The organism is Micromonospora inaquosa (assembly GCF_003857055.1).
Lineage (GTDB): Bacteria > Actinomycetota > Actinomycetes > Mycobacteriales > Micromonosporaceae > Micromonospora > Micromonospora inaquosa.
Window position 1 is genome coordinate 19,281 of record NZ_QGSZ01000199.1, and the last position, 24,692, is coordinate 43,972.

Annotated in this window: 19 protein-coding genes; 7 read left to right on the forward strand and 12 right to left on the reverse strand. The window is 71.4% G+C overall.

Features of this window, described 5'->3' with window-relative positions; genetic code table 11:
• Positions 1-37: 37 nt before the first annotated feature.
• From DLJ59_RS14000 to DLJ59_RS14015, 4 genes are all read left to right on the forward strand, one after another.
• Positions 38-1,852, forward strand: a complete 1,815-nt coding sequence (locus DLJ59_RS14000) for an alpha-galactosidase D (RefSeq protein ID WP_124772948.1) — start codon at positions 38-40, stop codon at positions 1,850-1,852.
• A gap of 82 nt (positions 1,853-1,934) precedes the next feature.
• The gene (locus tag DLJ59_RS14005) at positions 1,935-4,346 is read left to right on the forward strand and encodes a glycosyl hydrolase family 95 catalytic domain-containing protein (RefSeq protein ID WP_124772949.1); all 2,412 of its coding nucleotides are present in this window, start codon (positions 1,935-1,937) and stop codon (positions 4,344-4,346) included.
• The gene (locus DLJ59_RS14010) at positions 4,346-5,572 is read left to right on the forward strand and encodes an SGNH/GDSL hydrolase family protein (RefSeq protein ID WP_124772950.1); all 1,227 of its coding nucleotides are present in this window, start codon (positions 4,346-4,348) and stop codon (positions 5,570-5,572) included. Before DLJ59_RS14005 ends, DLJ59_RS14010 begins: the two co-directional genes overlap by 1 nt.
• Before the next feature lie 92 nt (positions 5,573-5,664).
• Positions 5,665-6,147, forward strand: coding sequence for a DUF2231 domain-containing protein (locus DLJ59_RS14015; RefSeq protein ID WP_124772951.1), 483 nt, complete (start codon positions 5,665-5,667; stop codon positions 6,145-6,147).
• A 90-nt stretch (positions 6,148-6,237) separates the two neighbouring features.
• Here DLJ59_RS14015 and DLJ59_RS14020 read toward each other — a convergent pair whose 3' ends face one another.
• From DLJ59_RS14020 to DLJ59_RS14070, 11 genes are all read right to left on the reverse strand, one after another.
• On the reverse strand, positions 6,238-9,588 hold the full coding sequence (locus tag DLJ59_RS14020) for a S8 family peptidase (RefSeq protein WP_124772952.1): 3,351 nt from the start codon (positions 9,586-9,588) through the stop codon (positions 6,238-6,240).
• 102 nt (positions 9,589-9,690) lie between these two features.
• A complete protein-coding gene (locus DLJ59_RS14025; protein WP_208648685.1) occupies positions 9,691-10,683 on the reverse strand; it encodes an LLM class flavin-dependent oxidoreductase in 993 nt (330 codons plus the stop codon).
• Positions 10,680-11,006: a TIGR04076 family protein gene (locus tag DLJ59_RS14030; protein ID WP_124772953.1), complete on the reverse strand. Its 327-nt coding sequence runs from the start codon at positions 11,004-11,006 to the stop codon at positions 10,680-10,682. Before DLJ59_RS14030 ends, DLJ59_RS14025 begins: the two co-directional genes overlap by 4 nt.
• Positions 11,003-11,374: a nuclear transport factor 2 family protein gene (locus DLJ59_RS14035; protein ID WP_124772954.1), complete on the reverse strand. Its 372-nt coding sequence runs from the start codon at positions 11,372-11,374 to the stop codon at positions 11,003-11,005. The genes DLJ59_RS14030 and DLJ59_RS14035 overlap by 4 nt, the downstream gene beginning before the upstream one ends.
• 29 nt (positions 11,375-11,403) lie before the next feature.
• Positions 11,404-13,047 carry a DUF885 domain-containing protein gene (locus tag DLJ59_RS14040; protein ID WP_124772955.1) on the reverse strand — a complete coding sequence of 548 codons (1,644 nt, stop codon included), beginning with the start codon at positions 13,045-13,047 and terminating at the stop codon, positions 11,404-11,406.
• Positions 13,044-14,282, reverse strand: coding sequence for an amidohydrolase family protein (locus DLJ59_RS14045; protein WP_124772956.1), 1,239 nt, complete (start codon positions 14,280-14,282; stop codon positions 13,044-13,046). The genes DLJ59_RS14040 and DLJ59_RS14045 overlap by 4 nt, the downstream gene beginning before the upstream one ends.
• Positions 14,283-14,291: 9 nt before the next feature.
• Positions 14,292-15,269: an ABC transporter ATP-binding protein gene (locus DLJ59_RS14050; protein ID WP_124772957.1), complete on the reverse strand. Its 978-nt coding sequence runs from the start codon at positions 15,267-15,269 to the stop codon at positions 14,292-14,294.
• Positions 15,266-16,243 carry an ABC transporter ATP-binding protein gene (locus tag DLJ59_RS14055; RefSeq protein ID WP_124772958.1) on the reverse strand — a complete coding sequence of 326 codons (978 nt, stop codon included), beginning with the start codon at positions 16,241-16,243 and terminating at the stop codon, positions 15,266-15,268. Before DLJ59_RS14055 ends, DLJ59_RS14050 begins: the two co-directional genes overlap by 4 nt.
• Position 16,244: 1 nt before the next feature.
• Positions 16,245-17,144, reverse strand: coding sequence for an ABC transporter permease (locus tag DLJ59_RS14060; RefSeq protein ID WP_124772959.1), 900 nt, complete (start codon positions 17,142-17,144; stop codon positions 16,245-16,247).
• Positions 17,141-18,226: an ABC transporter permease gene (locus DLJ59_RS14065; RefSeq protein ID WP_208648686.1), complete on the reverse strand. Its 1,086-nt coding sequence runs from the start codon at positions 18,224-18,226 to the stop codon at positions 17,141-17,143. Before DLJ59_RS14065 ends, DLJ59_RS14060 begins: the two co-directional genes overlap by 4 nt.
• A gap of 10 nt (positions 18,227-18,236) precedes the next feature.
• The gene (locus DLJ59_RS14070) at positions 18,237-19,841 is read right to left on the reverse strand and encodes an ABC transporter substrate-binding protein (RefSeq protein WP_124772960.1); all 1,605 of its coding nucleotides are present in this window, start codon (positions 19,839-19,841) and stop codon (positions 18,237-18,239) included.
• A 292-nt stretch (positions 19,842-20,133) separates the two neighbouring features.
• Between DLJ59_RS14070 and DLJ59_RS14075 the strand changes: the two genes are divergently transcribed.
• Together DLJ59_RS14075 and DLJ59_RS14080 are read left to right on the forward strand one after the other, a co-directional pair.
• Entirely contained in the window at positions 20,134-20,670 is a 537-nt protein-coding gene (locus DLJ59_RS14075) for a helix-turn-helix domain-containing protein (protein ID WP_124772961.1), read from the forward strand.
• 124 nt (positions 20,671-20,794) lie between these two features.
• On the forward strand, positions 20,795-22,678 hold the full coding sequence (locus DLJ59_RS14080) for a Xaa-Pro dipeptidyl-peptidase (RefSeq protein ID WP_124772962.1): 1,884 nt from the start codon (positions 20,795-20,797) through the stop codon (positions 22,676-22,678).
• On the opposite strand, the gene DLJ59_RS14085 is transcribed toward DLJ59_RS14080, so the two are convergent.
• On the reverse strand, positions 22,679-23,575 hold the full coding sequence (locus DLJ59_RS14085; protein ID WP_124772963.1) for a helix-turn-helix transcriptional regulator: 897 nt from the start codon (positions 23,573-23,575) through the stop codon (positions 22,679-22,681). It abuts the gene before it with no gap.
• Positions 23,576-23,763: 188 nt separating this feature from the next.
• Here DLJ59_RS14085 and DLJ59_RS14090 point away from each other — a divergent pair, with 188 nt between their 5' ends.
• Entirely contained in the window at positions 23,764-24,525 is a 762-nt protein-coding gene (locus DLJ59_RS14090; protein ID WP_124772964.1) for an SDR family oxidoreductase, read from the forward strand.
• The last annotated feature ends 167 nt before the right edge of the window (positions 24,526-24,692 follow it).

Consider the following 24,692-nt stretch of genomic DNA (forward strand, 5'->3'; position numbering starts at 1 on the left):
GCTCGATTCGACCCACCGTGCCATCAGGAGGTTGACCATGCCGTCACCGACAACCCCGCGCAGACGACCCCGCACCGGCGTACCCCTCGTCGCGGTGGCACTGGCCGCGCTACTCGGCGCGGGCGCCGTCCCGGCCCAGGCCGCCCCAACCCAGGCCGCCCCCGGGCAGGCCCCGGCGGGCCTCGCGCAGCGCCCCTTCATGGGGTGGACCAGCTGGACCATGCAGTCCTCGAAGTACCCGGGTCTGAACCCCGACGGCGACTACAGCTACCTCACCGAGGCCAACGTCCTCAAGCAGGCGGACGCCCTCGCCACGAAACTGAAGCCGTACGGCTACGAGTACGTCAACATCGACGCCGGGTGGTGGCGGAACAACGACTGGGTGCCGAGGTTCGACCAGTACGCCCGGCAGACGCCCGACCCGGTGCGGTTCCCGCGCGGTATGCAGGTCGTCGCCGAGCACATCCACGGCAAGGGGCTGAAGGCCGGCATCTACCTGCCCGTCGGTCTGGAGAAGGAGGCGTACGCCAATGGCGCCGCGCCCATCTGGGACGCCCCCGACTGCACCACCGCAGACATCGTCTACCCGGACCTGCGCACCACCAACGGCTGGGACAGCGCGTACAAGCTGAACTTCGACAACCTCTGCGCGCAGAAGTACATCGACTCACAGGCGCAGTTGTTCGCCGACTGGGGTTACGACTTCCTCAAGCTCGACGGGGTCGGCCCGGGCTCGTTCAAGTCCGGTGACAACTACGACAACGTGGCCGACGTGGCCGCCTGGCAGCAGGCCATCGCCGCCGCCGGCCGCCCGATCCACCTCGAACTGTCCTGGTCGCTCGACATCAACCACGCCGCCGACTGGAAGCGGTACTCCAACGGGTGGCGGATCGACACCGACGTCGAGTGCTACTGCCACACCCTGGTCAGCTGGGAAAACTCGGTCGACGACCGGTTCGACGACGCGCCGGCCTGGAGCCGCAAGGCCGGCCCCGGCGGGTGGAACGACCTCGACTCGCTCAACGTGGGCAACGGCGAGATGGACGGCCTCACCAGGGCTGAGCGCCAGTCGTACGCGACGCTGTGGGCGATCTCGAAGTCGCCGCTGTACACCGGGGACGACCTCACCCGCCTCGACGACTACGGGTTGTCGTTGCTGACCAACCGCGAGGTCATCGCCATCGACCAGAACGGCGGTCCGCCCGCCCGGCCGGTCACCCCCGCCGGTGACCAGCAGGTCTGGGGTGCGAAGAACCCGGACGGCACCTACACCGTCGCGCTGTTCAACCTCGGCGACGCGCCCGCGTCCGTCACCGCGCACTGGGCGTCGTTCGGGTTCACCGGCAACGCCACGGTTCGGGACGTGTGGAACCGCCTCGACCTCGGGAAGAAGAAGAACGCCATCACCGCGGCGCTGCCCGCGCACGGCTCGCGGCTGTTCACCGTACGACCGGGCACCGCGCTCGCCTCGACCAGCTACGAGGCCGAGGCTGCGGCCAACACCCTGACCGGCAACGCTTCGGTCGGGGGTTGCGACGCCTGCTCCGGTGGTCAGAAGGTCGGCAACCTCTACGCCGGCGGCACGGTGCGGTTCAACGACGTCACCGTACGCAGAGACGGCATCTACACCGTCGCCGTCTCCTACGTCAGCGGTGACGTGCGGTCGGTGCACGTCTCCGCCAACGGCGGCAACGGCACCTACCTGAAGTTCCCCTCCACGGGTGACTGGGGCACCGTCGAGACGGTCAGCGTGCAGCTGGCGCTGAAGGCCGGCGTCAACACCATCACCTTCGACAGCGGCACCTGGTACTCCCCCGACATCGACCGGATCGCCGTACCGCAGACCCTCTGACGTGCCCGGCGCGGCCCGGCGCACGACCGCCGGGCCGCGCCGACGCGCGCATCCGCCGAACGCCCAGGTTGGAGAACCCGACATGGATACCCGCACCGAACCGCGCGACAACCACCCCAGCCGTCGCGGCTTCCTCGCGCTGGCCGCCGCCTCCGGCGCGGTCACCGCACTCGGTGGCCTGCCCGCCTTCGCCGCCACGCCCGCACCCCGGCGTCCCACCGCATCGCCGATGCTCGCCCCGAACGTCGCCGCGAAGAACCAGCTCTGGTGGCAGGCGCCCGGCTCCGCCACCTCGATGATCGAGCAGGGCCTGCCGGTGGGCAACGGCCGACTCGGCGCGCTCGCGAGCAACGACCCGTCCCGCGAACTCCTGACCGTCACCGACGCGACGCTGTGGACCGGTGGTCGCAACGACACGCTCGACAGCGACGGCCAGTTCCCCTACGGGCGGGAGGACTTCGGCTCGCTCACCATGCTGGCCACGCTCACCGTCGACATCCCCGGGCACGACCTCGGCGCGGTCGACGCCTACCGCCGCACCCTGGACCTGACGCAGGGCCTGGTCACCACCGCGTACGACATCGGTGGGGTCGGCTACCGGCGGGAGATCTTCGCCAGCCGTCCGGACGACGTCATCGTCCTGCACTTCTCCCAGCAGGGCGGTGGCACGTACACCGGCGCGATCTCCCTGGCCGGCACCCATGGCGAGGCCACCACCGCCGACCCCACCGGCCGGTACGCGTCGTTCGGCGCGTCCTTCGCCAACGGGCTGCGCTACGGCGCCGCCGTCACCGCCCACAGCGGCACCGGGACGATCGCGGTGACCGGCACGTCGATCTCGTTCACCGACTGCCGTGACCTCACCGTCATCGTCAGCGGCGGCACCGACTACGCGCCGACCGCCGCCACCGGCTTCCGCGACCCGTCGGTGCAGCCGGAACGGCTGGCCCGGGACAAGGTCCTCGCGGCGGCCCGCGAATCCGTCCGCGAGCTGCTGCACACCCACGTCGCCGACGTCCGCCCGGCGTTCGAACGGTTCGCCATCGACCTCGGCACGTCGTCCGCCGCCCAGCGCGGCCTGGACACCTGGGAGCGGGTGCAGGCGCGCTGGCGCGACAACGTGCCCGACCCGGAGCTGGAGGCCGGGTACCTCCAGTTCGGCCGCTACCTGATGATCTCCGGGTCGCGGGGCAGTCTGCCCATCGGACTACAGGGTCCGTGGCTGGACGGCAACGACCCCGACTGGATGGGCGACTACCACAGCGACGTCAACATCCAGATGACCTACTGGCCGGCCGACCGGGCCGGCCTCACCGACACCTTCGACGCGTTCGCGGACTACTGCGTTGCGCAGTTGCCGGTCTGGACCGACATCACCCAGCGGCTCTTCAACACCTCGACCAACCGGTTCCGCAACACCAGCGGCAGGATCGCCGGGTGGGCCGTCGCCTTCTCCACCAACCCGTACGGCGGAAGCGGCTGGTGGTGGCACCCGAGCGGCAACGCGTGGCTCTGCCAGAACCTGTTCGAGCACTATGAGTACACCCAGGACCGCGCCTACCTGGCGAAGATCTACCCGGTCATCAAGGGTGCCGTGGAGTTCTGGGAGACCCGGCTCGTCACCGCGACCGTCACCGACGCGTCCGGCGTCGCACGCGAGGTGCTGGTCGCCGATCGGGACTGGTCGGCCGAACACGGGCCGCAGGACACCCGGGGCAACACCTACTCCCAGGAGTTGGTGTGGAACCTCTTCGAGAACTACCGCAGCGCGACCCAGGTGCTCGGCCGGGACACCGCCTATGCCCGGACCATCGACGGCCTCCGCAAGCGCCTCTACCTGCCCGAGGTCAGCCCCACCTCCGGCTGGTTGCAGGAGTGGATGTCACCCGACAATCTCGGTGAGACCACCCACCGGCACCTCTCCCCCCTGATCGGCTTGTTTCCCGGCGACCGGATCCGCCCGGACGGCTCCACCCCCACCGAGATCGTCGCCGGCGCGACCGCGCTGCTCGACGCACGCGGCATGAACAGCTTCGGCTGGGCCAACGCGTGGCGCAGCCTGTGCTGGGCCCGACTGAAGGACGCGGAGAAGGCCTACCAGCTCATCGTCAACAACCTGAGGCCGTCCGCGAACGGCAGCAACGGCAGCGCCATGAACCTCTTCGACATCTACGAGACGAACCCGGGTCGGGGGATCTTCCAGATCGACGCGAACCTCGGCACCCCCGCCGCGATCGTCGAGATGCTGGTCTACTCCCGACCCGGCCACGTCGAGCTGCTGCCCGCGCTGCCCGCCGCGTGGGCCGCCGCCGGTTCGGTGGCCGGGGTGGGCGTACGCGGTGGTTTCACCGCCGACGTCAGCTGGCGCGATGGCAGGGTCACCCAGGCCCGGTTGACGAGCGTCGGCGGCCGCAGCACGACGGTGCTGGCCAACGGCCGGTCGCGTCAGGTGACCCTTCGCACCGGTGAGTCGGTCACCCTGAGGAACCTCTGATGCGGGCCGGGTTCCCCCGGCGCGGGGTGGCCGCCGCCGTCGCGGCGCTGCTCTGCGTACCCCTGGTCGCGTCGGCGGCGCAGGCGCACACGCCGCCCGAACCGGCGGCTGGCGCGGGCCGGCACTTCGCAGTCACCTGGGCCGCCAGCGCCGACCGGCAGGGCGCCGGGCCGGCCGAACGCAGCTACCGGCTCGTCGTTCGCACCAGCGTGGGTGGGGCCGCCCTGCGGATTCGGTTGACCAACGCCTTCGGCGACCATCCGGTCACCTTCGCCAGCGCGTACGCGGGGTTGCAGCGGCAGGGTGCGGAGCTGATCCGGGGCAGCAACCGGCGACTGACGTTCGGCGGCCAGCCCTCGGTCACGGTGCCGGCCGGCGAGACGGTCCTCAGTGATCCGCTGCCCGGCAAGGTGGCCGCCCAGAGCGATCTCGTCGTCAGCCTCTACGTGACCGGCGCGCAGGGCCCGACGAGCGGGCACGGGATGGCCATGCAGACGTCGTACGCGGCGGCGGGTGATCACGCCGCCGAGGAGGCGGCGACCAGTTGGACCGACCCGATGACCTCCTGGTACTGGCTGGACGCCGTCAGCGTGCAGACGTCCACGGCGATCAGCTCGGTAGCGGTCCTCGGCGACTCGATCACCGACGGGTGGGCCTCCAGCACCGACCGGAACCGCCGCTGGCCGGACTACCTGTCCCGGCGGCTGCAGGCCGCTACCGACAGCCCGGTCAAGGGGGTGGCCAACGCCGGCATCTCCGGCAACAAGGTGCTGGCGGACGGTGCTGGGGAGGCCGCGCTGCGCCGCTTCGACCGGGACGTGCTCGCCCAACCGGGGGTCGGCACGGTGTTCGTGTTCGAGGGCATCAACGACCTCAAGGCCCACACCGGCGTCACCGTGGACGACCTGACCACGGGTTATCGGCAGTTGGCCGACCGGGCGCACGCGGCGGGCACGTGTGTCGTCGGGGCCACGGTCATGGCGTACAAGGGCTGGTACGAGTACGACGTCGCCGGTGAGACCGTGCGCCAGGGTGTGAACGACTGGATCCGGCACAGCGGCGTGTTCGACGCCGTGGTCGACTTCGACACGATCACTCGCAGTCCGTACGACAGGCAGGCGCTCCTGCCGGTCTTCGACGGCGGGGATCACCTCCACCCGAACGACAAGGGCATGCAGGCGATGGCGGACGCCGTCGCCCTGGCCGCGCTGCGTTGCCACAGGTGAGCGATCGAAGGGGATGACACGCCCGCGTGGTACCGATAGCGTCCCTCCGTGGACGATCAACGTCCAGGCCGATGTCACCGGAGGAGACGCCGATGTTCGAGGAGTTCATGGGCATCCCGGCCCACCCTCTGCTGCTGCACGCCGCGGTCGTGTTCGTGCCCCTGCTGGCCCTGCTGACGGTCGGTTACGCCCTCGTCCCGCCGATCCGGCCGCACACCCGGTGGGTGCTGGGGCTGCTCGCCGTGGGTGCACCGGTCGCCGCCCTGCTGAGCAAGCTCTCCGGCGACGCCTTCCTCGAGCGGATGCGCGCCGCCAACCGGGTCACCCCCGAGTTCCTCCCCAAGCTGGAGGCGCACCAGGAGTACGGCGACATCACGCTCTACGCCAGCATCGGGTTGGGGGTGGTGGCCCTGGCACTGGTCCGGCTCGTCCCGCCGCGTCCCGCCGAGGGTGCGCGCCCCCGGCTGCTGACCCCGGCGTTGCAGGTGCTGTCGCTGGTGGCCGCGGCCGTCACCGTGTATTACGTGTTCCGCACCGGCGACTCCGGGGCGAAGGCGGTCTGGGAGGGCCAGTGACGGTCCGGCCACGTCGCCGTGCGCCCGCTTGATGCGGCGGGGTGCTGGTGCGGCCCGGTCGGGGGCTGGGCCGCACCAGCGGAGTGACCATCAGCCGGCGTGGTACGCCCGGATGATGGTCTGGTCGATGCCGCTACCGCCGTTGGCGGCGGCCTTCACCCGCAGCGAGACGGCCTGCCCGGCGGCGGCCTTCGGCAGCGCGACCCGGTAGCTGTCGCCGCTGTTGGTGACCCGGGCCGACGTCCAGGTGGCACCGTCGTTGGTCGAGGTCCAGACCTGGAACGACGTCACCTTCTGCGCCTTGACCCCGTGCGCCTGCCGGACGGCCAACTCGGCAGTGCCGCCGGTGGCGTGGTTGTTGGTGTCCATCGGCAACGCGTAGTCCAGAGCGAGCAGCGGCAACGGCACGCTTGCGGTCCCGTCCGGCCCAGCCGACCGGAACGTCCACGAGGTGTTGACCTTGGTGGAGATCGGCAGGATCAGGCTCGTGTCGACGTCGAGGGTCAGCCGGTAGTCCGCCAGTTGCTGCGGCACCGTGAAGTCGGCGAGCGGCCGGTCCCGTTCCTCGATCAGCTTGCCGTTGCGGTACAGCGACAGCTTGCGGTTCACGCCGATCGAGGTGCCCTGGAGGCAGTCCGCCCGCTGATGCTGATCCGTCAGCGACACCAGGTCGATGTGCAGGTTGCCCCTGGTCCGCGACGGTGCGGTGGCGCAACTCCAGGTGGCGCCGGCCGGGTCGTCGTAGAAGCCGGAGTGCAGCGGCTGCCGCGCCCAGATCTTGGACTGCTGACTGCCCGGCTGGTAGCTGCGGGGTGCCTCCTGGGCCGACAGGCCACCGTAGACTCCCTCGTCCGCCCAGAGGAACCCGGGCGAGAGGTAGTCGGTGCGGTTCGGCGGCAGGTTCCCCTCGTGGGTCTGCGTCACCAGCGCCCCGTCCGGGGTGAGGCCGCTGCGGATCAGTTGGGTGACCATCCCCTCCGAGTCGGCCTGGTGGAACCGCTCCTCGATCCGGGCGAGCTTCGCCTGCTCGGCCTTGCTCACCCGGAAGGCGGGGTCGGCCGGTACGCCGTCCGCGTACTCGTGCACCAGGTTGTAGCGGTACGGCTTGGCGGTGCCGGCCGGCGAGTCCAGGTTGACGGCCGCCCAGTTGCGCCGGGACCCGACAGTGGGTTTCGGCATCGCGGTGGTGCGGACCGTGGTCTGGGACCCGTACCCGCTGACCTGGTGCCACCAGGACAGCCCGTTCGGCGCGGTCTGGACGTTGGTGAGGTCGGTCTTGGTGGGTGTGGCGGGCACCCCGTCGACCGTCGCCGTCACCGGCTTGGCCCGCGCCGGGTCGAGCGTCACGCTTCGGGCGCCACGCACATCCAGGTCGGCTTCGGCCGCGAGCGTCGTCTCCAGCACGTCGCTGTCGACGTAGTAGGCGATCGAGGAGCCGAGGACCGCGTACCGGCCCGCCGGTACCCGCAGCGTGAAGGTGTCTCCGGGCGTACCGCCCGCGCCGTCGTAGTAGATCACCGGGTCGCTGAGGTTGGTGACCAACAGGTTGATCCAGCTCTCCGCGCCGTCCTTCAGGCCGGACAACGGCTTCGTCTGGATGGTCAGGTCGTAGCTGGGCTGCTCGACGTAGAAGCTCACCGGGGTGGTCGAGACCAGCTTGCGGCCGGGACCGCGGGCGGTGACGGTGGCCAGGTAGAAGCCCGGCCGGGCGGCCAGCGCCGCACGGTTGATCCGCACCGTCGTACCGGCGGTGGAGCCCCGCTTGAGCGTCACCCGGCTCGTCGAGAGCGACGCCGCGCCGCGCGGCACCGGCTGGCCGTCGTGGTTGACGATCGACACGTCGAGGTCGAGGTGCGTCGTCGCCGGGGTCGCCGCACCGGTCCAGCTCAGCTTCGTCTCGCTGGTCCCGGACTGCGGGTACGCGAACGTGCCGACGTTGACCACCGGCTGGTTGCTGGTCGGGCCGCCGAGGGCCCGCGCCGCGTTGAGCCGGCCGGCCCCGACGGCGTACGCGTCGACACCGGTCAGCGGGTCGGCGGCGCCGACGAGTGCGGCCTTGAGCTGCTCGCCGGTCCAGTCCGGGTGCCGCTGGGCGAGGAGCGCGGCGGCGCCCGCCACGTGCGGGCTGGCCATCGAGGTGCCGCTGATCGCCTCGTAGTGCTCGTCGATCGGGTCCTGCAGGTTGGTGCCGGCGGCCCGGGCGGCGACGATGTCGACACCGGGCGCGACCAGTTCCGGCTTCGCCACGTGGCTGGTGACCAGCGGTCCGCGGCTGGAGAAGTCGGCGAGTCCGTCGTGACGGTCGACCGCGCCGACGGTCAGCGCGCTGGCGGCGGAGCCGGGCGAGGAGATCGCGCCGCCGCTGTTGCCGGCGGCGATGACGAAGAGGACGCCGGTGGACTTGCTCAGACCGTCGACGGCGAGCGAGAGAGGGTCGTTGCCGTCGTCCGGGTCGCTGCCGCCGAGGCTCATGTTGATGACGTCGGCCCGGGCGGCGGCCCACTCCATGCCGGCGATGATGCCGGAGTCCTCGCCGGAGCCGTGGTCGTCGAGGACCTTGCCGATCACCAGCTTGGCGTCCGGCGCCACGCCGCGACGCTGGCCCTGGGCGGCCGCGCCGGTGCCGGCGATGGTCGAGGCGACGTGCGTACCGTGGCCGTTGTGGTCGACGGCGTCACCGCCCTCGGCGGTGAAGTCGGCCCGGTCGGCGACCCGGCCGACCAGGTCCGGGTGGGTGAAGTCGGCACCGGTGTCGAGCACCGCGACGGTGGTCCCCTTGCCGGTGTAGCCGGCCTTCCAGGCGTCGGGGGCGGCGATCTGCTCCAGGTTGCGGTCGAGGTCGGCGTGCTTGCCGCCGGTCAGCGCGGTGGCGCGGACCTTGCGGTCGAGCCAGACCTTCTTCGCACCGGCGAGCAGCGAGTTCGTCGCCAGCTTCGCGGTGGCCGGGCCCTTCTTGGGTACGCGGCCGGCGACCGCGCCGATGCTGGGCAGCGGCAGCACGTCTCCCAGCGCGGCCACCCGGGCCGACGCGGTGGCCGGCTGCACGATGAGCGGCAACTGCGAGGTGTTCGCGTCGTCGTACCCGTCGGCGATCAGCGCGGTGACGTCGAAGAGGTCGGGGTCGAGGACCGAGCCGATCTGGGACGCGACGCGGGCGGGGATGACGTGCAGGTGGCCGTCGGGGCCGCAGCTTTGGCGGATCACCGCGTTCTCGTCCGCCGGCCGCACCGTGGCCTGCGGGCAGCCCGATCCGGTGTCCCGCACGGTCACCACGTCCCCGGTCAGCAGGGTGACGGTGTGCGTCCTCCCGTCGGCCCTGGCCGCGGGTGCGCCGGCCTGACCGATGTTGCTGGGTCCGGCCGTGGCAGCGCCGCCCGGTAGGGCGGTCAGTGTTGTGGCCGTTACGGCGACGGCCAACAGCCACCGCGTTTTCCTGAGCATGTTGCTCCTCGTCTTATGTGGACGAAAGCGCCTCTTCGGGCGACTTCCCGCAAGATCATATGCGCGAACTCGGGATCTTCGAGAGCCTTTGACGAGGAGTTTTCACCCGCGTAACAGCGGGAGCACCCGCCGGCCGAGCAGATCAATCCCCCCGTACGGCGTCAACCCGTGCGGGGTGCCGAACTCCACCCGACCCGCCCCGGCGTCGAACACCGCCGCGGCCTGCCCCGCGACCTGCTCGGGTGTGCCGGAGAAGGCGAACAGGTCGAGCAGGTCGTCACCGATCAGCGCGCCGGCGAGGTCGTCCTCCCGACAGCCCACGTGCTGCTGGATCCGGGCCAGCAGCTCCGGGTCCACCTCGATCGTCGGGTCGAGGGCGGCGACCACCGCCAGGTACATGGCCACCTCCCGGCGCGCCACCCGACGTGCCAGGACGCCGTCCTCGTCGACGACGGTGACCGCGCCGAGCACGACATCAGTGCGGTCCCGGTCCGCGGCCGCTGCGTCGTCCAGCCAGGCGCGCATCATCCGGGCCATCGCCGGGTTGGCCGACCCGCCGACCTTCACCTCGCCGGCGAAACCGGCCGCCGCCCGCGCGGTCTGCCGCCCCCAGGTGCCGACGAGAACCGACACGTCGGCTCGGGCCGGCGTGTACCGCAGCGACGTGCCCGGCGCCACGGTGAACTCCCCACCCTGGAAGCCGCTGTCGTCACCGGCCAGCAGCAACCGCACGACCGCGACCGTCTCGACGATGCGCCGGATCGGACGGACCTGCGGCACACCGATCTCGTTAAGCCAGGTGCCCCGGGCCAGGCCCAGGTAGGCCCGGCCCCGCGACGCCAGGTCCAGCGCGGCCACCTGACCGGCGACCTCCACCGGGTGCATGGTGAACGGGTTGAGGCACGCCGCGCCCAGCCGGATCCGCCGGGTGTGCCGGGCCGCCACCAGCAGCGGAAAGATCGGCGGCTGGTACATCAGGTCACCGAAGACCGACAGCACGTCGAAGCCGTGCCGCTCGGTCAGTTCGGCCAGCTCCGCGTACTCGTCAGCGGACTTGTCGGACTGTAGGCCGATGCCGACCAGCCCAGCGCTCACGTCAACTCCTCGGTGGGGATGCGCTGAAGGCCGGTCCGTTCGATGCGCATGATGACCCGCTCATCCGGGTCCGGACAGGCGACGTGGCTGTCCCGGGCCATCCAGTCGCCCTCGGCCAGCTCCCGCTGCTTCGCCGGCAGCAGCGGCAGGCACGCCGCCAGGGCGTAGAGGCAGAAGTGCCCCCCGGCCGGGATGGTGAGCCGGTTGGAGCCGGTCAGGTCGATGTGGTCGCCCGGCTTCAGGCCGCACACCGAGCGCCCCTCGATCCGCTCCACCACGACCCGCAGGTCGTACAGGTCGGTGGTGGGTTCCTCGGCGCTCATCGCACGGCCTCCGCGTGGTGGTGCACGATGCGCCAGGAGCCGTCCTCACGACGCAGCACGTCGGTCACCCGGAAACACTCGTCCGGCCGGTCGTCCGCGAAGCGGGCCCGCAGCACGTAGCGGACCAGACCGGTGTCGCCCCAGGCGTCGGTACGCAGGTGTTCCGGCGCCACCGAGACCGGCGCCGGCCCCGTCGCCCGGGTCGCCCGCCGGTCCCGCAGGCCGTCCAGCGCGGGCAGGCCGGACAGCAGGTCGTCGGCGTCGGACTCCCAGAAGGTCAGGTCGGGGTGCAGGTGCGCGTCGAAGGCGGACCGGTCGCCGAGGGACCGGTACAGGTCGGTGATGGTGGTGGCGAGCTCATCGCTCATCGGCGGTCACTTCCGATCGGGTGCGGCGGTCAGGACAGGTCGGCCAGGCGGGCGCGGAGCGGATCCAGTCCCATGGGTCCGAGCGCCAACGCGGTGTGGTGGAAGCGTTTCCGGTCGAACGCCGCGCCCTCGCGCCGTTCGACGTCCCGACGGGCCTGCTGCCACAACCGCGCACCGACCTTGAAGGCCAGGGCCTGCGCCGGCCAACCGAGATACCGGTCGACCTCGAAGCGCGCGGTCTCGGCGTCCAGGCCGGCGACGCGGGTGAGGACATCCACCGCGAGCGCGGGCGTCCAGCGGCGTTCCTCGGTGAACCCGTTGCCGGCCGGGATCGGCAGCCCGAGGTGCAGGCCCAGGTCGATGACCACGCGGGCGGCCCGCCACATCTGACCGTCGAGCATGCCGAGCCGCTCAGCACCGCCGGCGTACAGGCCGATCTCGTCGGCGAGACGCTCGGCGTAGTGCGCCCATCCTTCGGCGTACCCGTGCACCTGGCAGAGGTTGCGCTGCCACGGGTGCAGATTCGCGGTGGTCAGGGTGACGGCGTGCTGGAGGTGGTGACCGGGCAACCCCTCGTGGCACAGCGTGCCGACATGCCGCCACACCGGCACCGTCGCCTCACCCGAGGGCACCGACCACCAGATCGCGCCGGGACGGGTCAACGCCGGGTCGGGAGGCGTGTAGTACATGACGCCGGACGTGGCGGGGCTGATCCGGCACACCACCCGCCGCAGGACGGCCGGGATGTCGAAGTGGGTGCCGTCGAGCGCGTCGGTCAGCCGCTCGGTGCGCTGGTGCAGCCACTCCTCCAGGGCAGGCCCGGCCGACACCCGACCCGCCGGGTCGGCGTCCAGGGCCGCCCGCGCGGCAGCCACCCGGGAATGGCCCAGCTCGCCCGCGACGGTCCGCAGCTCGGTGGCGGTGCGGTCCAACTCCGCCCAGCCGTACGCGTACACCTCGTCGAGGTCGACGGTCGCGCCGAGGAAGCTGCGGGCGGTGACCCGGTAGAGGTCGCCGCCGACACCGTCCACGTCAGACGCGGCGGGCGCCAGCTCGGCCCGGAGGAACGCGGCGAAGCCAGCGGTGGCCTCGGTGGCCGACCGGCCGCCCCGGTCCAGGTGCCCGGTCAACGGACCACCCCGATATCCACTCACCAACCGCCCGTAGAAGTCGGCGGTGGTCCAGGCCGTGCACTGGTCGGCGACCACCAGCACCTGGCGGCGGGCGACGAGCTGTCCGCGTTGCGCCGACCGGCGCAGCGTCGCGGCGTACCGGTCCAGGGCCTCGGGCACCTGGCGCAGATGGTCGGCGACCACCGCCCAGTCGTCCTCGGTGTCCCGGGGCAGGTTGTCGAAGATCTGCCGGAGCAGGTGCACCGGCGTGGCCAGCGGGGCGAGCAGTCGGGTGGTGAACCCCGCGTCGTACAGGTCGACCTCACTGGCCAGCCGGTCGCGCAGGGCGTCGGCCAGGGACCGCTCGCCGGGGTCGTGGGTGGTCGCCGCCGCCGCGACCGTCGCGGTGCGTCGGGCCAGCTCCGCACGGGCGTCGAAGCCGTCCGGCGAGAGGTCCGGGACCTGCGACCCAGGGGTACGCCCCACCGCCTCGGCCGCCTGCGGGTCCAACTCGGCCAGCGCGTCGAGGTACCCGTCGGCGACCTCGGTGATGCTGGTCATCGCGGTACGCCGAGCCGGCCGTGGTCGTCGCGGTACGCCACCCCGCCCTTGAGCACCGCGTGCAGGGTGCGCAACGCCGACACCGAGCGGGTCGGGTCGTCGCGCAGCACCAGCAGGTCGGCGTGCTTGCCGGCCTCGACGGTGCCGAGGGTGTCGGCCTGCCCCAGCCACTGCGCGGGGCGGGTGGTGGCGGCCTTGAGCGCGTCCGCGACGGGCATCCCCGCGTCCACCATGAACTCCAGCTCGCGGATGGTCGCGGTGGTCTCGTCGTAGCCGGCGTGCGGCGGCATGTCGCTGCCCAGGGCGATCGGCACACCGTTGCGGATGGCGTGCTGGAGGCTCTCCCAGTGCCGGGGGCCGGCCGCGAGGGCCCGGTCCATCAGCCAGCCCGGCACCCCGGAGTCGCGGAAGAACTGCTCGCAGCGGCTCACCACGATCGTCGGCACGTACCAGACACCCCGCTCGGCCATCAGGCGCGTGACGTCGTCGGTCAGCTCGTAGCCGTGCTCGACGCAGTCGAGGCCCAGCTCCACGGCACGGCGGACCGAGTCGGCCGGGCCGGCGTGCGCGGTGACCTTGCGCCCCCAGTCGTGCGCGACCCGGATGACCGCGGCCATCTCGTCGTCGAGCAGCTGCGGGGTGTCGATCGCCTCGTGCTGGCCGGCGATCCCACCGGAGATGCAGACCTTGATCAGGTCGGCGCCGGCGCGCAACTGTTCGCGGGTGGCCCGCCGGAACCCGTCCGCGCCGTCGGCCTCCAGGGCGTCAGCGTCCCAGCCGTGCCCGCCGGTGCAGCAGAGCGCGTGCCCGGCGGTGAAGATGCGCGGGCCGTCGACCGCGCCGGCCTCGATCCCCCGGCGTAGGGCGAAGTCCGCGTACCGGCTCTCCCCCACGAGTCGGGCGGTGGTGACACCGGAGTGCAGGGTGCGCCGGGCGGAGTCGGCCATCAGCAGCACCAGCTCGGCCAGGTTGGAGCCGTGCACCGTGTCGGCGAGGTGGCCGGGCAACCCCAGCGAGAGGTGTACGTGCATGTTGGTCAGACCGGGCATGACGTGCTCGCCGCCCAGGTCGACCACCGGGGCGGCACCGGTCTCGGCGAGGACGTCGTCGACCTGACCGACGGCCCGGATCATCCCGTTGGCGTCGATCCAGATACCGCGATCCGGTTGGAGGGCGTCCTCGACACCGTCGTAGAGGGCGAGGTTGACCAGGACCTGTTCGGTGGGCATGCGCATGTTGCGTCCTCAGAGTGAGCGCGCGACGGTCGGGGCCGCGGCAGAGTCGGTGAGCCAGCAGGCGACGCTGCGGCCGCCCAGGTCTACGGTGGGCGGCTGCTCCCCGCAGGGCGCGAACGCGTGCGGGCAGCGCGGCCGGAAACGGCACCCGGTGGGCGCGTTGGCCGGGTCGGGCACCTCCCCGGCGAGGATGGCGGGCAGGCGCGCGGTGGGCCCGATCTGCGGCACCGCGTCGATCAACGCCCGGGTGTACGGGTGTCGGGGCTCGCGCCACAGCTCGCGGGTGGGTGCCGCTTCGACGATCCGGCCCAGGTACATCACGGCGGTCACGTCGGCGATCTCGTGCACCAACGCCAGGTCGTGGGAGATGAAGAGCATGCCCATGTCGAGGTCGCGGACCAGCCCGACGAGCAGGTTGACCACCTGCGCCTGGGACGAGGCGTCCAACGCGGTGACCGGTTCGTCCGCGATGATCATCCGGGGTTCCGGGGCGAGTGCGCGGGCGATCGCCAGGCGCTGCCGTTGACCGCCGGAGAACTGGTGCGGATACCGCTGGGCGGCGCTGGCCGGCATGGCCACCCGTTCGAGCAGCTCGTGCACCCGGGCCCGTCGGGCCGCCCCGGTTACCTCCGCCGGCACGCCGTCGAGCAGTTGGGAGCCGATGGTGCGCCGGGGATTCAGCGAGGCGTACGGGTTCTGGAAGACCATCTGGAGAGCGACCTCGGCACCGGACCTGCGCCGCCAGCCCAGCGGGGTGACCGGTCGGTCGGCGTACCGGACGGTGCCGGCGCTCGGTGCGCTGAGCCCGACCGCGACGCGGGCCAACGAGGACTTGCCGCACCCGGACTCGCCGACCAGCCCGACGATCTGGCCGGGCGACACCTCCAGACTGACCCCGGCGACCGCCCGCACCCGAGCACGCCCCCGGGAGCGGTACTCGACCTCGACGTCGGTGAAGGACAGTCGCGCGGGCGCTGTGGTGTTCACGCGGCCACCTCCAGGTGCGGGCGGACCACGCAGGCCACCGACCGGTCGGCACCGGCGGGGGTGAGTGGGGGCGGGGCGGTGCCGCAGGACGGTTCGGCGTACCCGCACCGGGGGTGGAACGGGCAGCCCGGCGGGGCCTCGCCGGGCGCCGGCGGAGCACCCGGGATGGGCCGCAACGTCCCGCCGGTCTGGGTGCCGTGCGGTCGGGCGCCGAGCAGCGCGGCCGTGTACGGGTGGGTGGGGGCGGTGAGCAGCGCGCCCGTCGGGCCGGTCTCGACGACCCGCCCGGCGTAGAAGATGTAGCCACGGGTGGTGAGGGCGCTGAGCACCCCGAGGTCGTGGGTGATGAACGCGACGGCCAGCCCGGTCTCGGCGCGCAGCCGTTCCAACAGGGCGAGGATCCCGGCCTGCACTGTGACGTCGAGGGCTGTCGTCGGTTCGTCGGCGATCAGCAGTCGGGGCCGGGCGGCCAGGGCGATGGCGATGGCGACCCGCTGCCGCATCCCGCCGGAGAACTGGTGCGGGTAGGCGCGCAGCGCCCGCTCCGGGTCCGGGATGCGGACCTGGTCGAGCAGCTCCACCGCGCGGCGGACGGCAGCTCGCCGGTCCATCCGCAGGTGCACCCGCATGTGTTCGGTGAGCTGCCGCCCGACGCTGAGCATCGGGTGCAGGGCCGCGCTGGGGTCCTGGAAGACCATTGCGATGCCGGCGCCGCGGACCCGCTGCCAGCCCCGGGGGTCCAGGCCCAGCAGTTCGGTGCCGGCGTACCGGGCCGAGCCGGTGACCGCCGCGCCCGGGGGCAGCAACCCGAGCAGGGTCTGCGCGGTGAGGCTCTTGCCGCAGCCGCTCTCCCCCGCGATGCCGACCAGTTCGCCCTCGTCGACGGTCAACGACACGTCGTGCAGGATCGGCAGCGGGCCACGCGGCGAGGGCAGGGTGACGGCCAGGGAGTCGACGTCGAGCAGCGGTGCCACCTCAGCGTCCCTTCGTGTAGCGGGGGTCGAGCCGGTCGCGCAGCGCGTCGCCGAGCACGTTGAACGCCATCACCACGGTGAGGATGGCGAGGCCGGGAAAGACGCTGACCCACCACATCGACAGGTCCTGCGCGCCGAGGGCCACCATCGAGCCCCACTCGGCGGCCGGTGGGCGGGGGCCCAGGCCGAGGAACGACAACGCGGCGAGCAGCAGCACCGCGTTGCCCAACTCCAGGGTGGCCAGCACGATCGCCGGGCCGATGCTGTTCGGCAGCACGTCGCGGCGCAACGCCCGGATCGGCCCGACGCCGAGCAGGCGGGCGGCGTTGAGGTAGTCGTCGCCGCGCATGCTCAGCACGGCGCTGCGGATCACCCGTGCGTAGACCGGCCAGGAGACGATGACCAGGGCCAGCACGGCGTTGCGGGTGTTCGGGCCGAACGCCGCCGTGACCGCCATGGCCAGGATGATCTGCGGGAACGCGAACACCAGGTCGGTCAGGCGCATCAGCGCCTCGTCGACGAACCGGCCGATGTAGCCGGCGGCCAACCCGAGCAGCCCGCCGACCAGCAGGGCCAGCGAGACGATGGCCAGGGCCAGCGGGATGGACAGGCGGGCGCCGTGGATGACTCGGCTGAGGATGTCCCGGCCGAGCGAGTCGGTGCCGAACCAGTGCGCCCCGGAGGGCGAGGCGTACGTGTCGGCGCTCTGCGCCAACGGGTCGTACGGTGCGAGAACGTCGGCGAGCAACGCCAGCAGCAGCCATCCACCGAGGATGGTCAACGCCACCACGGTGATCGGCTGACGCCAGACCGGTCGGCTGGCCGAGCCGCCGCGTAGTCGGCCGAGCCAGCGGCGTCGGCCCAGGGCCCGCTCCGCCTTCGGGTCTGCGAGTGTCGTCATGACAACCGGATCCTCGGATCGATGAGCCCGTACAGCAGGTCGACGGTCAGGTTGACCAGCGTGTAGACCAGTGCCACGAACAGGCTGACGCCGAGGATCGCGGGCAGGTCCAGCGCCGTGGCGCTGCGGTACGCGTACTGGCCGACGCCGGGCCAGCCGAAGATGCTCTCGACCAGCACCGTCCCGGAGAGCAGCGAGGCGAACGCCAGGCCGGAGACGGTGACCACCGGGACGAGGCCGGCGCGCAGCAGGTGCCGACGCAGCACCACCCGGGTCGGCAGACCCTTGGCGTACGCGGCCCGGATGTAGTCCTGCTGGAGCACCTCGAGCATCGCGGAGCGGACGAAGCGGACCAGCATCGCCACGGTCAGCGAGGTCAGCACCAGCACCGGCAGGGACAGGTGCTGGGCGGCGTCCCAGGCGACGTCCCACTGCCCGGCGAGCGCGCCATCGACGGTGTACATGCCGGTGACCGTGGGCGGCGGGCTGAAGTCGGTGGAGAGCCGCCCGCCGCTGGGCGCCAGGCCGAGCTGGTAGAAGAAGACGTAGAGCACCACGAGCGACAGCCAGAACGGCGGAGTGGAGAGCCCGAGCAGGGCGCCGACCCGAACGAGCTGGTCGGTGAGCCGGCCGTTGCGGACGGCCGCGAGCATGCCGATCCCGGTGCCGATGAGCAGCGCCAGCACCATGCTCGGCAGGGCCAGCTCCAGGGTCGCCGGCACGTAGTGCAGCAGGTCGTCCAGGACGGCGCGGCCGGTCTGCTGGGAGTGGCCCAGGTCGCCGTGCAGCAGGTTGCCCAGGTAGTGCAGGTACTGGGCCCAGAGCGGCTGGTCCAGACCCCACTTCTCGCGGAAGGCGGCCACCGCGGCGGGGTCGTTCAGCGCCTGGTCGGAGAGGTTCGCGGTCACCGGGTCACCGGGGACCACGTTGACCAGGCCGAACGTCACCACGGTGACGCCCAACAGCAGGCCGGCGGTGACCGCCACCCGCTTGGCCAGGAAGATCAGCAGCGGGTGGGCACCCCGGGGCCGGGACGCGGTCGTGGCGACCGTGCCCGGCTCACCGTCGTGGACTGTCGTCATGTCGTCGGGACTACTTGCGGCCGACCGCGGCGACGTCCACCTGCCAACCGGCGGCGGTGTAGTCCGCTCCGGTCAGGTCGGCGGTCGCCACCACGATGGAGGAGTTGCTGGCCAGCACGAGGTACGGCGACGACGCGTTCATCAGTCGCTGCCACTCCTGCATGGCGGTGGCCCGGCCGGCCAGATCGAGGGTCTCCGTGACCTTCTTGCCGGCGGCCACCACGGCCGGGTCGGCCCGCTCGACCGTCCAGCCGGAGCGCAGCGCGGTCGCCTGCCCCGGCGCCATGTTGTTGATCAGCGAGTCGGCGACCGGGTAGTTCAGGCTCTGCGGGGTGAATCCGAGAGGTGACTTCCCGCCGCGCATCTCGTCGAGGAAGGTGGTCAACGGCTGCGGGTTGAGCTCCAGCTTGATACCGGCTTCGGCGGCGTCGCCCTGCACCTTGGTGGCCACCGTGCCGAGGTCCACCCCCTTGTAGGTGATGGCCGGGTAGCTGAACTTGACCGTCGGGTTGGTCAGGCCGGCCCCGGTGAGCAGCGCCTTGGCCCGGGCCACGTCCCGCTTGGACTCCTCGCCGGCCGGCAGCGCGCCCGGGAAGGCGGGCGCGACCAGCCCGGCGCCGGGGGCGGCGCCCTTGCCGTACAGGGCGGCGATTCCCTGGTAGTCGATGGCGGCGCGCAGGGCCTGGTTGAACTTCAGGTTCGAGGTGACCGCGGAGACGCCCGGGTCGGCGTTGAGGAAGAGGAAGTAGACGGTGTCCTGCACCCCGGAGGTTTGCAGGCTGCCCGACAGTCCGTCGAGGAGCTTGCCGGAGATGTCCAGGGAGATCTCGGCGGCCTCGGCGCGCTGCATGGTCAGCTTCTGGGTCTGCACATCCATGTTGCGCAGCACCACCCGGGAGAACTGCGGCTTCGTGCCCCAGTACTTCGGGTTGGCCTCCAGCACCACCTGCGACGAGGGGTCGTAGGACTTCAGCAGGTACGGGCCGCTGCCGACGGAGTTGGTGTCCAGGTACTGCTGCGCGGTGTCACCCTGGGCGGCGTCGGCGCCGTCGCGGGCGCCGTGTTCCTTGGCGACCTTGGAGTTGAGCACCGCGGTCGACGGCATCGACAGCACCACCGGGATGTTCGGGTCGGGGGTGGCAGAGGCGACCACCACGGTGCTGTCGTCGGTCTTGGTCACGGTCAGGCCGCTGACGGTGACCGCGGGGCTGCCCTTGATGTTCTTCAACCGGTTGAGCGAGAAGACGACGTCGTCGGCGGTGAGCGGGCTGCCGTCGGCGAACGTCACGCCCTGCCGGAGCTTGAAGGTGAACGTCTTGGCGTCCGGCGACGCCTGGTACGACTCGGCCAGCGCGGGGACCGGCTTGCTCACGTCCGAGCCCCTGAAGGTGAGCAGGGTGTCGTAGAGGGCGTGCACGGCGGTCAGACCGGTTGCCTCGTAGACCCGTCCGGGGTCGAGGGTCTTGAGCACGAACGAGGTGTTCACGGTGAGGGTCTTCGCCGTACCGTTCGCGTTTCCACCGCTGCCGCCGGCGCTACAGGCGCTGACGGAGAGGACGGCCAGCGTCGCCAGAGCGGACGCTCCGGCGAGGAGCCGGCGGGGGGACACCGACATGCTGTTCCTACCTTCGTATCGCGCGGCCCGCCGAGCGGGATCCGCGGGGTGTCGACGTCCCGGCGGGCGACGCCACACATCGGCCGGGCCGATGGGATGACGGCGTCGCGGGCTTCTCGGGGGCGTCGTCTCGGGGTTGGATGTAGACCGGGCGGCCAGGCGTCCGGTTCGCGTCTCAACACAGCTTGTTCGCTGCTAGTGAACGTTGCCGCCTGATGTTTAGTGATCCTAAACAGGGCCGTATAGTTTGGTCAATCAAGATTCAGCCACACTGTATTTGGAACGAGGACCCATGCTCGGTGACCGACTCCGCGACCTGCGTCAGCAGCACTCCCTCACGCTGCGCCAGCTCGCCACAGCCGCCGACGTGTCCCCCGCCCTGCTCAGCCAGATCGAGAACGGCGCCACCGACCCCAGCCTCTCCACCCTGCGAAAGCTCGCCCAGGTCTTCGACACCTCGATCGCGGAGCTGTTCTCCGAGCCCGAGGCGCCACCGGTACACGTCAGCCGCGTCGGCGCCCGGACCAGACTGGCCGCGCCACCCGGCCAGATCACCTACGAACGACTCACCCCCGGCCGGGGCGACCTGGAGGTGCTCCAAGCCCACCTCGCGCCCGGCGACGCCAGCTCCGCGGAGCCGTGGGCGCACCCGTCGACCGAGTGCGCGATCGTCATCACCGGTGAGGTCGTCGCCGAGATCGGCGGTGAGTCGTACACCCTCACCGCCGGCGAGTCGGTCACCTTCGACTCGCGCCTGGCGCACCTCTACCGCAACGCCAGCGACCAGCGCGCCCATCTGATCATCGCGGTGACGCCACCGACCCCCTGACCGACCACCGTGGACGTCGCAGGGGGATCGACGGGACGCCGCCGCGGACCTAGCATGACGACGAATGGATCTTCGATCGGCTCCTGCCGACCCCGGCAACCAGCCCAACCGAAGGGAGACGCGCATGCGTCGACCCCGTCATCTGGCACTCCTGAGCGTCGGCGTGTCCGGCGCTCTGGTGCTCGGCGCAGCCCCACCAGCGGCTGCGGCTCCGCCCCCGCCCACAACGCCCACCGGCATCGTGGTCAGCGACGGCATGACCCAACCGGTGTTCTCGCTCGCCGACGCCATCGAGGAACGGGTGTTCGTCCAGACCCCGGTGGACACCGACCACGACGGTCGACCCGACCGGGTGGCGATCGACATCTCCCGCCCCCGCGAGACCGCCACACAGGGCTTCAAGGTGCCGGTCATCTTCGAGCACAGCCCGTACCGCAAGGGCACCTGGGGTGACGTGCCCTACCCGAGCGTGCTGGTCGACGACCTACCGCAGAACGGCCGCACCGACCGCTCCAGGCGTCGCGCGCTCGACGCCGGCGCACAACGGGCCCAGGCAAAGGCCAACCTCCCCGGCTCGCTGGACGACTACTACGTGCCCCGCGGCTACGCGGTGGTGCTGGGTCAGAGCGTCGGCACCGGCGACTCGGACGGCTGCCCGACCAGCGGAGACCAGGCCGAGACGCTCGGCACCAAGGCGGTCATCGACTGGCTCAACGGCCGGGCGAAGGCGTACGACGTGAACGGCGCCCCGGTCACCGCCGGCTGGACCACCGGCGCGGTCGGCATGACCGGTGTCTCCTACAACGGGACGCTGCCCAACCAGGTCGCCACCACGGGCGTCAAGGGGCTCAAGACCATCGTGCCGGTCTCCGCGATCAGCAGCTGGTACGACTACTACCGGGCCAACGGCCTCGTCGTCGCGCCCGGAACGTTCCAGGGCGAGGACCTCGACATCCTGGCCCAGTACACCGCCGGGCAGGCACGCGCCGAGGGGGCCTGCGCCGACGAGCTCGCGGAGATCACCGAGAAGCAGGACCGGGTCACCGGCGACTACTCGAAGTTCTGGCAGGACCGCGACTACCTCGACGCCCGCGACGTCAAGGCCAGCGTCTTCGTCGTGCACGGCCTCAACGACTGGAACGTGAAGACCGAGCACTTCGCCGGCTGGTGGGACCAGCTCGCCAAGCGCGACGTGCCGCGCAAGATCTGGCTACACCAGGGCGGGCACGGTGGGCCGGGCAGCAACGCGTCGGTGACCCTGCCGGACGGCCAGACGTGGACGTACAAGCAGACCGAGAACCGCTGGTTCGACTTCTGGCTGTGGAACGTGCGCAACGGCATCATGGACGAGCCGACCGCGGTGCTCCAGCGCGAGGACCGCGCCTACACCACGTACGCCAACTGGCCCGACCCCGCCGCGCGCGAGGTCGGCCTGCGGTTCGCCGCCACCGACGCCACCGCACCCGGCGCGCTCACCACCGGCAAGCCGCCGAAGGCCACTGTCGAACAGAGCTTCGTCGACGAGGGCCGGACCATCCACCCGGACACCCTGGTGTCCAACCCGGACACCGCGAGCGCCAACCGACTCGCCTACCGCTCCCCCGAGCTGACGCAGAGCGTGCGCATCTCAGGGCGGCCGGAGATGCGGCTGCGGATGGCGATCGACAACAAGCCGGACGCGAACCTCACCGCGTACCTTGTCGACTACGGCCCGACCGGATCGACCGCCACCCCAACCGTGGTGACGCGAGGCTGGATGGACCCGCAGAACCGCAAGAGCGCTGAGCGCACCCAGCCGGTCAAGCAGGGCAAGCTGTACGACTACCGGTGGACCATGGAACCGAAGGACTACATCTTCCCGGCGGGGCACCGGATCGGCGTGGTCGTCTTCTCCAGCGACCAGGAGTACACCCTCCTGCCGTTGGGCGGCACCGAGCTGCGGGTCGCGCCGAACGACAGCGAGCTGCGACTGCCCGTGGTCGGCGGGCGGGGCGTACTCGGCTTCTGATCAGCTCTTTGAACGGGTGGGGCGGTCCGACGACGCGTCGGGCTGCCCCACCCGCGTCTGGCCGGCAGCGGCGGTCTCGGTGTGTGCGAGTGCCGCAAGGAGCCGCAGTTTCTCGTCACTGTCGCTGTCCTTGTCGGGGTAGTAGACGACCAGGATGACGTCACCGATGGGGAGTTTGTCCCGGTGCAGGCGTAGTTCACCGACGACCGGGTGGTGGACCGTGGTCGTGCCGCCGTCGAGACTGCGGACGTCGTGCCGGGCCCACAGGGTGCGGAACCGCTGACTGGACAGAGCGAGTTCGCCGACCAGTTCGACGAACCGCGGATTGTCGATGTCGTCGCCGATGGTGGTGCGAAGGGTGGCGATGAAGTCGGCGGTGGCCTTCGTCCAGTCCTGGTGGAAGGCTTGTTCCTCGGGATCGAGGAGGAGCGAACGAAGCCGGTTCTGACCGGGGCGCAGACGGGGCGAGAGCGCCACGGCCATGGGGTTGGAGGCCAGCACGTCGAACGCGCGTCCCTCGACGAACGCGGGGATCTGAAGGTGGGCGAGCAGCTCATACACCCGTGCCGGTACGTGCTCGGACCGCTTACGGCGCGGCGCCCTGGGGCGCGCTGCCGCGAGGTCGAGCAGATACGTCCGCTCGATGTCGTCGAGCTGCAGGACGCGCGCGAGCGATTCGAGGACCTGCGGTGAGGGGTTCTTGTCGCGGCCCCGTTCCAGGCGCAGGTAGTAGTCGGGGCTGATGCCGGCGAGCAGGGCGACTTCCTCACGTCGCAGGCCGGGCACGCGGCGCCTGCCGCCGGTCGGGAGCCCGACCTGCGCCGGTGAGACCAGCTCGCGCCGGGCACGAAGGTAGCTGCCCAGCCGGTGGCCGTCGCCAGGTTCCTCATCCCTCATGGTCACCACGGTAATGCGGTACGCGTCCCGCAGAGGGGCCCTGGTAGGACCTGGGATAACGGGGGCTCTGCCACATCCAGCCGGATCCGTCAAGACTGTGATCGCCCTGTTTTGAGAAGGACAGCGAGCATCACTGTTCGCGCCGCGAGTTCACACGTCGGCGCCCTCTGAATTGAAGGGAAGATCTCATGGATCTCTCCAACCGCACAGTTCTCATCGTCGGCGGAACCTCGGGTATCGGGCGGGAACTGGCCCGGCGGTTCGCCGCGGCCGGCAGCACCGTGGCCGTTGGCGGTCGCAGCACCGAAGCCCTGTCGGAGCTCGCCGGGGAAGGTTTCGGCACGTTCAGCGTCGACGTCACGGACGGCACCTCTGTCGCCTCCGTTCGCGACGCCGTGCTCGCCCGTTACCCCGAGCTGGACACGGTGGTGACGATGTCGGGTCTCATGCTCCTGGAAGACCTGCGCGACCCTGCGCACTTCGGGGCGGCAGAGGCGACGATCGACACCAACCTGGTCGGCACCATCCGGGTCATCGACGCCTTCACCCCGCACCTGGTTTCTCGGGGCGCCGGCACCTTCATCACCGTCACCTCCGGCATCGCCTTCCTGCCGTTCCCGCCCATGCCCAGCTACGCCGCCTCGAAGGCCGCCGTGCACGCCTACTCCGAGGCACTGCGCGCGCAGCTCGCCGACAGCGGGGTCGACGTCGTCGAGCTCGTCCCCCCGGCCGTCGCCACAGCGGGCCAGGAAAAGGTCAACCCGCACGCGCTGCCGCTCGACGACTTCGCCACCGAGGTCATGCACCTGCTCTCAGCGAACCCCACCCCGCACGAAATCCTGGTGAAAGGCGTCCTCATGCACCGTTGGGCCGAGCGCGACGGCACCTACGACGATCTCGTCGCACAGCGCTCGAAGGCCCTGGCGATGCTCCCCGGTCGCGAAGGCTGACACCCCTCCCCGCTCGGCGGCCTCCTCGCTCATCGCCGGGACGGGCAAGCACACCCCCTGACCACACGCCCGCCCGCCTGGCCGACTGGCTGGGGGCGCGGCGGCGAAACGGCCGAACAGCCAGACAGCCCGGCAGTCGGGCGGACAACCAGCCAGGCGGGCGGGCG

Coding starts and splice junctions, on each gene's coding strand:
- DLJ59_RS14000 (WP_124772948.1), top strand. CDS start 38: ATGCCGTCACCGACAACCCCGCGCAGACGACCCCGCACCGGCGTACCC.
- DLJ59_RS14005 (WP_124772949.1), top strand. CDS start 1,935: ATGGATACCCGCACCGAACCGCGCGACAACCACCCCAGCCGTCGCGGC.
- DLJ59_RS14010 (WP_124772950.1), top strand. CDS start 4,346: ATGCGGGCCGGGTTCCCCCGGCGCGGGGTGGCCGCCGCCGTCGCGGCG.
- DLJ59_RS14015 (WP_124772951.1), top strand. CDS start 5,665: ATGTTCGAGGAGTTCATGGGCATCCCGGCCCACCCTCTGCTGCTGCAC.
- DLJ59_RS14020 (WP_124772952.1), bottom strand. CDS start 9,588: ATGCTCAGGAAAACGCGGTGGCTGTTGGCCGTCGCCGTAACGGCCACA.
- DLJ59_RS14030 (WP_124772953.1), bottom strand. CDS start 11,006: ATGAGCGCCGAGGAACCCACCACCGACCTGTACGACCTGCGGGTCGTG.
- DLJ59_RS14035 (WP_124772954.1), bottom strand. CDS start 11,374: ATGAGCGATGAGCTCGCCACCACCATCACCGACCTGTACCGGTCCCTC.
- DLJ59_RS14040 (WP_124772955.1), bottom strand. CDS start 13,047: ATGACCAGCATCACCGAGGTCGCCGACGGGTACCTCGACGCGCTGGCC.
- DLJ59_RS14045 (WP_124772956.1), bottom strand. CDS start 14,282: ATGCGCATGCCCACCGAACAGGTCCTGGTCAACCTCGCCCTCTACGAC.
- DLJ59_RS14060 (WP_124772959.1), bottom strand. CDS start 17,144: ATGACGACACTCGCAGACCCGAAGGCGGAGCGGGCCCTGGGCCGACGC.
- DLJ59_RS14065 (WP_208648686.1), bottom strand. CDS start 18,226: ATGACGACAGTCCACGACGGTGAGCCGGGCACGGTCGCCACGACCGCG.
- DLJ59_RS14070 (WP_124772960.1), bottom strand. CDS start 19,841: ATGTCGGTGTCCCCCCGCCGGCTCCTCGCCGGAGCGTCCGCTCTGGCG.
- DLJ59_RS14075 (WP_124772961.1), top strand. CDS start 20,134: ATGCTCGGTGACCGACTCCGCGACCTGCGTCAGCAGCACTCCCTCACG.
- DLJ59_RS14080 (WP_124772962.1), top strand. CDS start 20,795: ATGCGTCGACCCCGTCATCTGGCACTCCTGAGCGTCGGCGTGTCCGGC.
- DLJ59_RS14085 (WP_124772963.1), bottom strand. CDS start 23,575: ATGAGGGATGAGGAACCTGGCGACGGCCACCGGCTGGGCAGCTACCTT.
- DLJ59_RS14090 (WP_124772964.1), top strand. CDS start 23,764: ATGGATCTCTCCAACCGCACAGTTCTCATCGTCGGCGGAACCTCGGGT.